This is a genomic window from Parabacteroides sp. CH2-D42-20 (genome assembly GCF_003670185.1).
GTDB classification, from domain to species: Bacteria; Bacteroidota; Bacteroidia; order Bacteroidales; family Tannerellaceae; genus Parabacteroides; species Parabacteroides distasonis.
Genome location: NZ_RAYG01000002.1, coordinates 226665 through 239421, shown reverse-complemented (window position 1 = coordinate 239421; position 12757 = coordinate 226665). Strand labels below are relative to the sequence as shown.

Genomic DNA, 12757 nt, shown 5'->3' with positions numbered 1-12757 from the left:
AAACGATGAGACATAATAAGAAATTCAATCATTTAGGTCGTACAAATACTCACCGTGACGCAATGTTTTCGAATATGGCTTGTTCTTTGATCAAGCATAAGAGAATCTTTACTACGACAGCAAAGGCAAAAGCGCTACGTAAGTATGTAGAACCACTTATCACGAAGTCTAAGGAGGATACAACTCACTCTAGACGTGTGGTATTTAGCAATTTGCAAGACAAATTTGCTGTAACAGAGTTGTTCAAGGAAATTGCTCAGAAGATCGGTGATCGTCCGGGTGGTTATACCAGAATCATCAAGACTGGTAACCGTTTAGGTGACAACGCAGCTATGTGCTTTATTGAGTTAGTAGACTATAACGAAAATATGTTGAAGGATACAGCCGCTAAGAAAGCTCCTAAAACAAGACGTTCTCGTAAAAAAGCAACAGCAGCGGTTACTGAGGCTCCTGCAGCTGAAGCAGCTAGCGAGGAAAAAGCAGCTGAATAAGCAAGTTTTTTACAATCATATAAGAAAAGCGATTCGTATCACACGGATCGCTTTTTTTGTTTATTAGCGAATTGATAAATTTGATGAGTTATAAGGAACATTCCTTGCTTGGCTATTGTTATATTTGTGAAAAAGAAAAGTAAGACATCATTGAACAACTAATAAAACAAATATAGTAATATGGAAATTGTAAAAGTAGTAGGTAGAGAGATCCTTGATTCACGTGGCAACCCGACAGTAGAAGTAGATGTACATTTGGCTTCCGGCGCATTCGGTCGTGCGGCTGTACCTTCTGGCGCCTCTACCGGTGAGAACGAGGCTATCGAGTTACGCGATGGCGATAAGAATCGCTACGGTGGCAAAGGCGTTCTCCGTGCCGTGGATAATGTAAATAAGGTAATCGCTCCCGCCATTTTAGGAATGAGCGCCTTGAATCAAAGAGAGATAGACCATAAGTTGCTGGATTTGGATGGTACAAAGACAAAATCAAATCTAGGAGCTAACGCTATGTTAGGTGTATCGCTTGCCGTAGCGAAGGCAGCGGCTAATTATCTGGATCAGCCTTTATATCGTTATATCGGTGGAACAAATACCTACGTGTTGCCGGTTCCTATGATGAACATTATCAATGGAGGTTCTCACTCCGACGCTCCGATCGCTTTTCAGGAATTCATGATTCGTCCGGTAGGTGCGAAGAGTTTCCGTGAGGGGCTTCGTATGGGCGCAGAGGTTTTCCATGCGTTGAAGAAAGTATTGCACGATCGTGGCTTGAGCACGGCTGTAGGTGATGAGGGCGGTTTCGCTCCGGCATTGAATGGTACGGAAGATGCCTTGAATTCTATTATGGCCGCTATCAAAGCCGCTGGATATGAGCCGGGCAAGGATGTGACGATAGCCATGGATTGCGCTGCTTCCGAGTTTTATCACGATGGTGTGTATGATTATACGAAATTCGAGGGTGAGAAAGGCGCTAAGCGTAACGCCCAGCAACAAGTCGCTTATCTGAGTGAGTTGGTGAACAAATACCCGATTGATTCTATCGAGGATGGTATGGACGAGAATGACTGGGCCGGTTGGCAAATGCTAACCTCCACGCTAGGCGGAAAATGCCAGTTGGTAGGTGATGACCTGTTCGTTACAAACGTAGAGTTCTTGAAGAAAGGTATCGAGAAGGGTTGCGCGAACTCCATCTTGATCAAGGTAAATCAGATCGGTACATTGAGCGAGACATTAGACGCTATCGAGATGGCCCACCGTAATGGCTACACATCCGTGACTTCCCACCGTTCCGGTGAGACAGAGGACGCTACGATCGCAGATATCGCCGTAGCTACCAACAGCGGACAGATCAAGACCGGCTCATTGAGCCGTTCCGATCGTATGGCGAAATACAACCAGTTGCTTCGTATCGAGGAGGAATTGGGTTCCTTAGCTGTTTATGGTTATAAGACTTATAAGAAGTAAAAAAACGGGGCAAGCCTACTAATCGATAGCCGGCCTGCCCCTAATATTTAATGATTATAAATCTATTGCCCTAAATAAGAGAGTGAATGTTGTATCTCTTCTCTAGAGACCGAGAAGTTCCTGTTCCCGGCCAATTTATTTAATACGAGTGTGCCTATGTTTTCTGCGCTTTCCTTATCCGGGAACGCAATTACCGTATCAATAGAGGGAATGGTGGGTTGGTAAATCAACACCTTTCCGTTCATCCTGATCTGGTACCCCCAGCCATCCCCCGATTGAAACGTTTGCAACTCCAGTTGCCGCCCGGGAGAAGACCCCATTTCTTCACCCCGGAAAAAAGATAAATAAAACAGTAATACCGGCAGTACCACTAGGCCCGGTACGAACCAAGCCCGTCCTTTCTTAGTACTCATCATCGTCATATTCATTCGGGTGAAGTTCCCAAATATCATCAAATTGAGTGGTACCACTTTTGCCGGATACTACGAATCCTTTCTCGCCAGAGGAGAAAGATGCTGTCGCCGTACGGGCAGTTCCCTTGAATTTAGCCACGTTTTCCCATAGATCGGTGGCCGGATAATATTTCCAAGTGTCGCTACGTAGGCTTCCACTCTCACCGCAAGTCAGATAAGCGGCTCCATCAATCACGAAAGCAACCCCGTTCGTACGTGTGATCGTATAATCATCGTCATAATCCTCGTCCGAGGAATCCGATATATCCCTAAGTTGGGTCCATGATTCCGTGCTGGGATCGAATTTCCAGAAATCGTCTACATATTCGCCGTTATTTTGTCCGCAACATACATAAGCGATTCCATTTATCACGAAGCTGGTAGCGCCCTGACGCTTTGTCCCGCCGATACTGATCGTTTGCGTCCAGCTATTTGCCACTGGATTAAAGGCATAAAAGTCTTTTAGGTAATTCCCGTCGTATCCGCATCCGATATACGCTTTACCGTTTACCCCGAAGGCCACGGCTCCATATCGGCCCGAGCCGGGGAAATCCGCTTTCTGTGCCCACGTATTGGTGGTCGGGTTAAATTCCCAGAAGTCATTCAAGTAATTGGTACCGTCGTATCCGGTTCCCAGATATCCCTTTTCATCTATCGCCATAGCTACGGCCGAATTGCGGGCGGTTCCGGGAAAGTCCGCTTTTTGCGTCCAAGTATCTCGTTCCATATCATATTCCCAACAATCCGATAAACGATTTTTTCCGTCGTTTCCGCAAATCAGATATCCTTTGTTACCGATCGTGAAAGAGGAGGCGTAATTTCGCGCCAATCCGTCCATGTCAGAGACACGGTACCACTTACCGATCAAATCATCGTCATCATCATCACTGCAAGCGCTGATGATGACAGGAAGAAAAGCGATCAAGAATACAAGAATCCTTTTGTGTATCATTCTAACTACGTGTTTTGTTTTTACGGAAGCAAAAGAACGAGGGTTTTACGAGACCCACAAATTAAATCGGTAAACATACGGTTTTTATCGGTGAATAAGCCGGATTTATAGGTTAGGGCCTCGAATGGTTTTGAAATCGGTTTCATCTTCAGTATCGGGCCGTTTACAGAGGAAACCGGTGGGTTCATGGGTTTATCTTGCCGGGTTTTGCGCTAAATACGTTCTTTGCCATCGGATTGATAAAAGATTATTCGCTTATTAAATAAGAAGTATGGTTAGAACATTCTTTGCTTTGGGGTGCTTGATGCTCTGTCTGGGACTGTTTTCCTGTTATGACGAGAACGGTACGTATGGCAGCGATCTGGTGGACTCCGCTTTCCGTAACGTTCGTATAGATACCAGCACGGTCGTAGTGACCTCGGTATTGATCGACTCGTTGGAGACATCCGGTAAGAACGTCGCTTTGGTAGGCCGGTACAAACATTCATTATGGGGAGTCGTCTCGTCGCATAGCTTTATCGCTTATGAGAGACCGAGCTATGGGACTGATCCGAACGAGACGGTCGTACTGGACTCGCTAGTCCTGTCTCTCGCTTTCGATGGTCGCTTTGTAGGGGACACAACCCTCCAACAAACCCTCTCGATTTATCAGCTAACGGAGAAGATCGTCTTAAACGATAACGGGTACTTATATAATAATAGCAGTGTCTCTTACGCTCCCGAGGCTTTGGCGGTCTGCTCATTTAAACCGAAGCCGAAGGGCGGGGAGAAACTGGAAGTCCGTCTTCCCGATGCGCTAGGGCAAGACCTCTTGTCCCGTTTTCATGCGCAGGATCAAGCGGTGTCCGAGGATCGCTTTGAGGACTATTTCAAGGGGGTGGCGATCGTGCCGGACTTGGCGGGAAGCGAGTCTCTGCTGACTTTCACGGTAGCCGATTCCTCCGCCGCTTTAGTCCTGCATTATCATTTATCCGATGAGCTTTCCACGGAGAAGGAATTATGGTTCTTCCCAAATACGGATACCCAGTTCAATCATATCGACCATGACCGTAGTGGAACGGATATGGTAGGATATCCGATGAAAGGAGTGGAGATACCTTCGGCTGAGCTTAGTAACCGGGGCGTATTATTCGGAGGCTTGGGTTGGTATACCCGTCTGGAATTCCCGTATTTGAATAATCTGATGCAACAAGGCACGCAAGTGGAGATCGAGAGCGCTTTACTTAAGATTTATCCCGAGCAAGGCACTTATTCGGATTACAATACCTTGCCGGACAGCCTCTACCTATATATCGCCGATGAGAATAATGTGGTGACGGATGCCGTGACCGATTATCTCGGTTCCGAGGTTCAACGAGGTACGCTATCGGAAGACAATACGTTTAACGAGAACACCTATTATTATTTCGACGTGACTCAATTCATGCAAGAGGAGCAAGGTGCCTTTGGCATGTATAAGCATAATCTTCAGTTGGTTTTTAATAGTGATGATTACACCGGTACGTTCAAGAACTTGACGTTTAACGATCAGGGAGGACGTAACCCGGTCACCCTACAACTCATTTATAAGGTCTATGAAAGTTACTAGATACCTTCTTTACCCTTGCCTCTTGATGGCGGCAAGCGCATCCGCGCAGAATACGATGACTTCCTTGCCTTACTCGATGTTTGGACTGGGTGAGATGGCTTCCGGTTTATATGGTCAAAATACCTCGATGGCGGGTGTCACTGTCGGCATGCGGGAAGGGATGCTGATGAATATAGAGAATCCAGCCGGATTGACGGCGTTGGATAGTTGTAAGTTGTTCGCTGAGGCATCTGCCTTCGTGAAGAATGAACGATACCGCTCAGACGGGAGCTCTAGCAGCGCATTCACCGGGAATTTCTCCGCTTTCTCATTGGGAGGGCGTATCATGCGACGGTGGTATATGTCCGTCGGGGTAACTCCTTATAGTTTCGTTGGGTATTATTTTAAGTCCTCGCAAGAGTTGGAAGGATCTCCCGGAACCTTTGTAACCAGTACGTTTTCGGGGACAGGCGGGCTTTCCAAGGCTTTCCTTTCCCAGGGATTTTTATTGACCAAGCATCTGTCAGTCGGTATGAATCTTAATTTTATCTTCGGAAATATGACGCAGAATGAGATACAAAGTGCGATGACAGTGTCAAGGGAGATGTCCGGCCGCTCTTTTTACGCCGATTTCGGTTTACAATATCATCGTCCGATCGCCAGGGAAACCTTTCTAACGGTCGGCGCCATTTACGGTTATAAGCAACGGATCTCATTGAAAAACACGGTGACGGTGACGGGAAGCAGCACGGAAACCCCCTATAACCAGAAAAGGGTGACACAATATCTACCTCAATATATAGGTATCGGTAGCTCATTGGCGCATAAGAAATGGACGTATGTGTTGGACTATCTGTTCCGGCAATACGGGGTATTGAACTCGGGCGATAGCCGGGTAAAGTTCCGGGATTCGCATGAGCTACGCTTGGGCGTATGCTATTTCCCGAATGGATTTAGCTCCAGCAGTTATTGGAAACGGATGTCTTATAAAGCGGGTGTTTCCGTTTCCACGCCTTACCTGCGGTTGAAAGCGCAATCCGGCGGGGCGTATCGGGTAAGCGTCGGCTTGGGGTTACCCGTCTTGAATGGCCGTATCAATACGGCGTTTTATTACGATCGCCTCCAATTGCAAGGGAATGCGTTGCGAAGGGATATCATGGGCTTTACGGTGACCTATACATTAAGCGAGAAGTTTTATCAAGTGAAACTTTAGTTACTCTTGAAGAGACAGTTTATTCATCAAGGCTGGCAGGTACGAGTCGCTGATAGGGATCAGTTCCTCGCCGATACGTATCCGCTTACGCTCGATATAATTAATGTGGGAGAGGGATACGATGTAAGAGCGATGTACCCGGCAAAAACGATTCCTGTCCAGAAACTCCTCGAACCGCTTCAAGCTGACTTGCGTGAGCAGGGGCTTGCCATTGATACGGTGTACCTTTACATAATCGCCGTACCCCTCGAGGAAAAGGATCTCTTCCCGGCGGAGGCGGATGATCTTGCTGCCCTCCCGGACGAAGATGGGGCGTTCTGTTTGCTCCTTGCTCAGCGCTTGGTGGACATCGGCCAAAGCCTTGTCCAGTTTCTCGAAATATCCCATGAGCGTGTTCAGGGTCGAGGTGTCTCCGTCGAAAGTGATACATTTCAGCATAGTGTTTTTACCTTTATTTGTTGTACCGCAAAATAACAGGAAAGTTCGGTGAAGAAAGGTTAAGCGCCGATTAGTGGTATAATCGGGTCGGTGAATCGCCTTACGGGAGGGGGTGAAAAGACATTATTCCTCCTCCCTCAGAATCCATTTCTTGAAGACCGGGGTCTTGGTTTTGCTAATGATAATACGTTCGGGGACAGGTAAAGTGAGGTTGACGGACAGGCGGCTCCCGAACCAAAGATCTATATCCTTGATGGCGTTGCGTGAAATGATGAATTGACGGTTGGCCCGGAAGAAAAGCCTCTCGTCCAGTTGCTCTCCCAACGCGTCGAGGGTACGGTCTACGGGATGTTGTTTTCCGTCGAAGGTATAGGCGGTAACTTTCTCGTTGGCCGTATAGAAATAAAGGATCTCCTCAACTGGTAACGGATAGAATTTATCGGCCAGCATGATCAATAAGCTCTTGATCGTGTGGCGACTCTGGATTGTACGGTTCGTTTGCCGGATATGTGCCAGCCTTTCCTCGGTATCGAACAGCCGTAATTTATTCAAGGCCCTTTCCAGCGAGGCTAGCGTGACGGGTTTCAGCAAATAATCGATACTGCTCACTTGAAAAGCCTGCAATGCGTACTCATCGTAGGCGGTAGTGAAGACTACCGGGGCATCGATCTCCACCTGCTCGAATATCTTGAACGCCGATCCATCCGCTAAATGGATATCCATGAAGATGATATCCGGATGAGGCGATGTCCGGAAAAACTCCACGCTCTCTTCGATACTCTCCAGCTCGGCGATCACCTCGATCGGGGTAACCGTATTTTGCGCTAGGATCGCCTTTAAGCTATTAACGGCGGTAGTCTCATCTTCTATAATAACTGCTTTCATGAGTGAATGGGTTTATTAAGTAAAGGAAGCGTGACCTTGAAATATTCCTTGCGGTTGGAGATCTGGATGTCCTTTCCGGTAAGCATCCGGTAGCGCCCCCATAGGTTCTTCAATCCGATACCGCTACCTTTGCTATCTTCCGACTTAGGATGTATTTTATTGGATATGATTAGTTTGTCCTCATGGGTGGTATAGATATCGATCTGTAGCGGGTATTGCTTGCTGATAACGTTGTGCTTTACGGCGTTCTCGATCAAGGGGAGTACGCTCAATATCGGCAGATACCAAAGTAAGTAAGGGGTATCCGCTTGGATGGAGAAGAATAGTTTTCCCTCGTAGCGCACGCTCAGCAGATAGGTATACGCCTTTACGAATTGAAGTTCTTCCGCTAGCGTAACCAGCTCTTTCTTGTTGCTTTGCAAGATATACCGGAAGACGTTGGATAGCTCATCCAGATAAGCCAACGTCTGTTGTTTTTCTCCGCTCTGTATCAAGGCGTTCAATCCATTTAAGGAGTTGAAGAAGAAATGTGGGTTGATTTGTCCCATCAAGGCGTTATAGGAATTCTGTAACTTCTCGGTCTTCAATTGTTCATATTCCAGTTTCATTTGTTGCTTGCTGCTTAACAGGCGGATTAGTACGGAACTTAGCATAACCGTAAGGAAGACGAAAAGATGCTCCGTCATGAAAGAGTTAGGGACCGTGAAAGGCTTGGGAGGTACCGGTATGCCCCGGCGCTCGGCAGACCTGATGGTTTGCGTAGCCATCCTGCCCCGGTCGATGCGGATCATGATATCCTGGGTAGCTGGCTGGGGCCCATCTTCCCCAAGCCATTCTACGAAAATGGCCGTGTACAAAACCGGCGACAGATGAAACATGCCGTAGGCGATGCTGATACAAGTTACGCAAACCAGCAATACCCTTTTATACTCTTTCCTGCGGAAAAGCTTGTCCCCGAGCTTATACATCAAGCTGTTGACAATAAATAAGATGAAGGAGAACACGAAGAACCAGATTAGCAAATAATACATGGTGCGATCCGGAGGCTGGATACCCATGCTCGGGTTTCCGGTCTCGAACTCATATTTACGCATCAGAAGGGCGAAGTTCACGAAAATACTAAGCAAGACGGATATCGTGAAGCCGATCAATAAGTCGTTTCTTTTTAATTGTAACATAGATAAACCCTTTGTCTGCTTACAAAGATAGGGCTTCCTTATCCGAGCGGGAAAAGGAATCGACGAAACGGATAAAAATATCGGTGAATCGCCCGGGCTTCCGAAAATAATGTACCTTTGCCGGAAATTAGGATCTCTGTCGCTATGACGAAATGGTTTGTCTACATATTTCTGGCCAGTGTCTGCCTGTTGCTTTCCTGTGGCGGTAAATCCATCCGGGAAAAATTTGCGGAGGCGGACCGGTTGGTAAACGAGAATAACTTAGATAGCGCCGCCTGGCTGCTGGAGGAACAAATAACGCTTTCCGCTCTTTCGGATAGCGATAAGGCAGAGTATGGACGGAGGCTCGCTTGGCTTCATCTCTTGCAGGGGCGCAGCTTGGTGAACGACTCGCTCATCGACTACTCCGTGGATTATTATAAGGAGCATGCCTCGGAGCCTTTACTTTCCGCTTATTTCGTAAAGGCTATTTATATGGGTGATTCCCGGAAGGGGTTGGAACAAAGACGTGCTTTGTACCGAGAGGCGATAGATTCCGCTTATTCCCGTTCGGATTCGACCTACCTTGTACGTTTTTATGACCGATTGACTTCCTTGAGCTTTGGTGAGGGGTTGTATCGGGAAACAATCGCAGAGTCGAAGGAATGGGAAGCCTCGCCAAAAGCTGGATTTAAGGAGATGGCCTATTATATGGCCGGGTTGAGTTATAGCCGCTTGCGAATGAGGGACTCGGCGGATTATTATCTTCGTTTGGCTGCGGACTCGGCCTTGGCTAAGAATATCGAATGGTATGCCCATCATTTTGCCCGTAATTATGCGGATTTCTTGTATGACTTTAATCCCAAGGCTTCTATCAGCTATTTACGTTTGTTGGAAGAACGATATCCGGAGCGAGAGACCCCGGGATCCTATGTTATGCCTTGGATCAATCTAGGGGAATTGGATTCTGCCCGGAAGTATATCGAGAAGAATACGTTAGGCTTGGAACTTAGTCACAGTGATGATATAGCCTCGCATGCGCTGAATTATGCCTATCAATTTATATTGGGCGTAAAGGAAAATAAACCGGTGGATATTTCCCGGTTAGGGCAATATTGCGATTCTTTGTATACCGTGAAATCCCAAACGGAGAAGGCTGAGCGGGAACGATTGGTCGATCAAAATCGTTTACGCCGAGAAAATCTTCGCTTGGAGATGAGCCGGCAGCGTACGTTCTCTATCTTAGTGATCGTTTCCTTGCTTTCCATATTGGTAGCTGGTGGAGTTTCCTTATATATCCGTAACCGAAGGAACCGTTTGATTGATATGGAGGAGCGTTTGGAAGCCTTGCGTCAGCTCTTGAACGAGTCCAAGCAATCCGTAGCGGAGGAGGAGAAACCCGATAGTGCCTTTTTCCGTAAGGTCTTGTTGCAGCAATTGGGTGTTATCCGCTTGATGGCGACTACTCCCACGCAACAAAATAAGGAATTGCTCCAGCAAATGACTCGTATCACGAATGAGGATGTCCCGGTAGATACGCTTTTGGTATGGGATGACCTGTATCCGATTATCGATGCGGTCTATGATAATTTCCATACGCATCTGGTCCGATTGTCTGATGGGCGTTTGCTGGAAAAAGAGATCCAGCTTTGTTGCTTGCTATGCGCCGGCTTCTCTACCAAGGAAATCAGTGTGGTTACCCAGCAAAGCGTCCGTACGATCTATCAGCGCAAGACGGACATCCGCCATAAGCTGGATATGGATGAGAAAGAGGATATCATCGGCAATATAAGTGCTCAAACGGCAAATATAAACTTTTCTCTCTAAGTCGTTTGCTAATGCTTTGTAAATCAGTATATGATCGTAATGCCTTGCACTTTAGTTTCTTGCCTGTATAAATCGATTTTAGCTGTTTCCCTCCTTACATTTGTCTCGAATCAAATTTGAATTTTATGAGAAGACAAGTATTATTTGTGGGATTGATTTGCGTTGCCTTTTTGGTAAATGCGCAAGAGGAGAAAACGATCGATTTGGATGAGGTTACCATTCAAGCCTCTTCGATTATAAGGAAGAAAGACCGTCAACTTATATTCCCCTCCAAAGACCAAGTGCGGCGCTCGATGGATGGCTTGGATTTGACAAGGCGGATGTCTTTACCTCGCCTATGGGTAGATCCGAATACGAAAAGTATCTCTATGGCGAATGGAAACGTTCAGTTGCGTATAAATGGCGTGTTGGCTTCTTCCTTAGAAGTCGCCGCCCTCTCGCCGGAGGATATCAAACGGGTGGAATATCACGATAACCCCGGCTTGCGATATGGGGAAGGAATCGATATCGTCTTGGATTATATAACGATCAAGCGGACTTCCGGAGGAAATCTCGGCGTGGATTTAAGCCATCAATTAAACACGTTTTGGATGGCAGATTATATATATGGTAAGTATAACCGGGGACGTTCGGAATTCTCTTTATCCAGCTTTGCGAACGGACACCGGTATAAAGAGGCATGGCAAGACCGGACGGAAATCTTTCATACCCCAGACGGTACCTTCCAGCGAACACAGGAAGGAATCCCCGGGAGGGATTATGAGATGTATTGGACTACGACGGCGAATTATAACTACACGAAGGATGATGATTATTTCTTGAACGCTAAGTTGAACTTTTATTATTACGACTATCCGCATAACTATAGCAGTGCCCTTTTAAGGAATAGCGAGAGCAAGATGACGACCGATCTTATCGATAATAATAAATCCTTAAATACCCGTCCCTCGCTCGACTTGTATTATTTCCGGAAATTACCACGTAAACAATCATTGGCTGTCAATGTCGTGGGAACTTATTCGAATACCGATAGCCGTCATACCTACCGGGAAGAACTGGAAAGTATTCCTTTGACAGATATTTATACGAAAGTAGATGGAAAGCGCTATTCGGTAATCGGAGAGGGTATCTACGAGAAAGAGCTAGAGACCGGTCGTATTTCCGCCGGTTTGAAACATACGCAGGCTTATACGGACAACGTATATTCCGGTTCCGGTGATTATACGACCCATATGACGGAATCTGAATCGTATATGTATGCGCAATACGTAGGAACTTGGAAGAAGTTGGTTTATAACGTAGGTTTGGGCGCCTCCCGTAATTATCTATCGCAAGAAAACTCGGGCTCTTATAATCGGTGGTATTTCCGCCCGCAGGTAACACTTACTTATACTATCAATGAGGTATTATCCGCTCGTTATCGGTATACCCTGCGCAATGTAAACCCATCCTTGTCTGAGTTGAGTAACGTGGAGCAATGGATTGATTCCTTACAGGTTCGTAGAGGTAATCCGGGGCTATCCCCTTTCTTATATCATAACAACGCCGTGGAATTTCATGTGAATACGGCAAAGGTCAAGGCCGGCTTTACTTTCTCTTACCAATACCAGCCCCGCATGGTCATGGAAGAGACCCTGTATGACGTTAGCCGGGGACTTTTTATCCGTACCTACGATAACCAACGGAGTTTCCATCGTTTTACGCCGGAACTGTATTTGAATTATTCACCCTTCGGCGATTATCTGCGCATGAATATCTCCGGAGGCTTGAACCATTTCCAATCGAATGGAAATAGCTATTCGCATACATACACGGATCCCTTCTATGTGATCTCTTTGAATAGCGATGTGAAGAACTTTAATTTTAACCTGTTGATTTATAAGAGAAGCTATAGTTTTTCGGGTGAGACCAGTCGTGAGGCCGATCGTTTTAATAGGTTGGGTATCGGTTATAGGATCGGGAAGGTTCAGTTAAGCGCTTCTTTCTCTACCCAATTTACCTCATCCGCCCGTTACCGGAGTAAGAACCATTCAGCGATCGCTCCCTATGTGACCGATCAGCGTTTTGGTGATATTTATCCGGGCTTCGAGATCGGATTCTCTTACCACTTAGATTTCGGTCGCAAATACAAATCCGTGGATCGTAAGTTGTATAATTCAGATAATGAATCGGGTATATTGAATAGTCGGAAGTAAGTTACTGTACATTCATACGTGAGGTATTGAAGTATATCTCCTATAGGGAAGGGAGTGTTATATTACGAAAATGACTTTTGATGTCTTTGTATAACTGAAAGTATTTGCTAACTTTG

General features: G+C 46.3%; 11 protein-coding genes. 6 read left to right on the top strand and 5 right to left on the bottom strand.

All coding sequences use genetic code 11. The annotated features are described in order from the left end of the window. The first annotated feature begins 5 nt into the window (after positions 1-5). The gene (gene rplQ / locus D7V92_RS02570) at positions 6-491 is read left to right on the top strand and encodes a 50S ribosomal protein L17 (RefSeq protein ID WP_121772224.1); all 486 of its coding nucleotides are present in this window, start codon (positions 6-8) and stop codon (positions 489-491) included. A gap of 180 nt (positions 492-671) precedes the next feature. Further along, entirely contained in the window at positions 672-1955 is a 1284-nt protein-coding gene (gene eno, locus D7V92_RS02565) for a phosphopyruvate hydratase (RefSeq protein WP_008773753.1), read from the top strand. Between the two features lie 62 nt (positions 1956-2017). On the opposite strand, the gene D7V92_RS02560 is transcribed toward eno, so the two are convergent. Beyond that, a complete protein-coding gene (locus tag D7V92_RS02560; protein ID WP_008778715.1) occupies positions 2018-2371 on the bottom strand; it encodes a DUF4907 domain-containing protein in 354 nt (117 codons plus the stop codon). Then, positions 2358-3359, bottom strand: a complete 1002-nt coding sequence (locus D7V92_RS02555; RefSeq protein ID WP_121772223.1) for a kelch repeat-containing protein — start codon at positions 3357-3359, stop codon at positions 2358-2360. The genes D7V92_RS02560 and D7V92_RS02555 overlap by 14 nt, the downstream gene beginning before the upstream one ends. Before the next feature lie 271 nt (positions 3360-3630). Between D7V92_RS02555 and D7V92_RS02550 the strand changes: the two genes are divergently transcribed. Beyond that, positions 3631-4947 (top strand): DUF4270 family protein, encoded by a 1317-nt coding sequence (locus tag D7V92_RS02550; protein ID WP_121772222.1) that lies wholly within the window; start codon positions 3631-3633, stop codon positions 4945-4947. Continuing rightward, positions 4934-6139, top strand: a complete 1206-nt coding sequence (locus D7V92_RS02545; RefSeq protein WP_121772221.1) for a hypothetical protein — start codon at positions 4934-4936, stop codon at positions 6137-6139. The genes D7V92_RS02550 and D7V92_RS02545 overlap by 14 nt, the downstream gene beginning before the upstream one ends. Here D7V92_RS02545 and D7V92_RS02540 read toward each other — a convergent pair whose 3' ends face one another. The 3 genes from D7V92_RS02540 to D7V92_RS02530 form a co-directional block, all read right to left on the bottom strand. Beyond that, positions 6140-6577, bottom strand: a complete 438-nt coding sequence (locus D7V92_RS02540) for a LytTR family DNA-binding domain-containing protein (RefSeq protein ID WP_008773747.1) — start codon at positions 6575-6577, stop codon at positions 6140-6142. It abuts the gene before it with no gap. Positions 6578-6700: 123 nt separating this feature from the next. Next, positions 6701-7462 carry a LytTR family DNA-binding domain-containing protein gene (locus tag D7V92_RS02535; RefSeq protein WP_036618389.1) on the bottom strand — a complete coding sequence of 254 codons (762 nt, stop codon included), beginning with the start codon at positions 7460-7462 and terminating at the stop codon, positions 6701-6703. Then, a complete protein-coding gene (locus D7V92_RS02530; RefSeq protein WP_005867144.1) occupies positions 7459-8640 on the bottom strand; it encodes a sensor histidine kinase in 1182 nt (393 codons plus the stop codon). The genes D7V92_RS02535 and D7V92_RS02530 overlap by 4 nt, the downstream gene beginning before the upstream one ends. Positions 8641-8757: 117 nt before the next feature. Between D7V92_RS02530 and D7V92_RS02525 the strand changes: the two genes are divergently transcribed. Then, positions 8758-10446, top strand: coding sequence for a LuxR family transcriptional regulator (locus tag D7V92_RS02525; RefSeq protein ID WP_233572775.1), 1689 nt, complete (start codon positions 8758-8760; stop codon positions 10444-10446). Positions 10447-10571: 125 nt separating this feature from the next. Further along, positions 10572-12641 (top strand): outer membrane beta-barrel protein, encoded by a 2070-nt coding sequence (locus tag D7V92_RS02520; protein ID WP_121772219.1) that lies wholly within the window; start codon positions 10572-10574, stop codon positions 12639-12641. The last annotated feature ends 116 nt before the right edge of the window (positions 12642-12757 follow it).

Bases quoted from the DNA above. Each gene is read 5' to 3' on its own strand.
- rplQ (WP_121772224.1), top strand. From the start codon at position 6: ATGAGACATAATAAGAAATTCAATCATTTAGGTCGTACAAATACTCAC.
- eno (WP_008773753.1), top strand. From the start codon at position 672: ATGGAAATTGTAAAAGTAGTAGGTAGAGAGATCCTTGATTCACGTGGC.
- D7V92_RS02560 (WP_008778715.1), bottom strand. From the start codon at position 2,371: ATGATGAGTACTAAGAAAGGACGGGCTTGGTTCGTACCGGGCCTAGTG.
- D7V92_RS02555 (WP_121772223.1), bottom strand. From the start codon at position 3,359: ATGATACACAAAAGGATTCTTGTATTCTTGATCGCTTTTCTTCCTGTC.
- D7V92_RS02550 (WP_121772222.1), top strand. From the start codon at position 3,631: ATGGTTAGAACATTCTTTGCTTTGGGGTGCTTGATGCTCTGTCTGGGA.
- D7V92_RS02545 (WP_121772221.1), top strand. From the start codon at position 4,934: ATGAAAGTTACTAGATACCTTCTTTACCCTTGCCTCTTGATGGCGGCA.
- D7V92_RS02540 (WP_008773747.1), bottom strand. From the start codon at position 6,577: ATGCTGAAATGTATCACTTTCGACGGAGACACCTCGACCCTGAACACG.
- D7V92_RS02535 (WP_036618389.1), bottom strand. From the start codon at position 7,462: ATGAAAGCAGTTATTATAGAAGATGAGACTACCGCCGTTAATAGCTTA.
- D7V92_RS02530 (WP_005867144.1), bottom strand. From the start codon at position 8,640: ATGTTACAATTAAAAAGAAACGACTTATTGATCGGCTTCACGATATCC.
- D7V92_RS02520 (WP_121772219.1), top strand. From the start codon at position 10,572: ATGAGAAGACAAGTATTATTTGTGGGATTGATTTGCGTTGCCTTTTTG.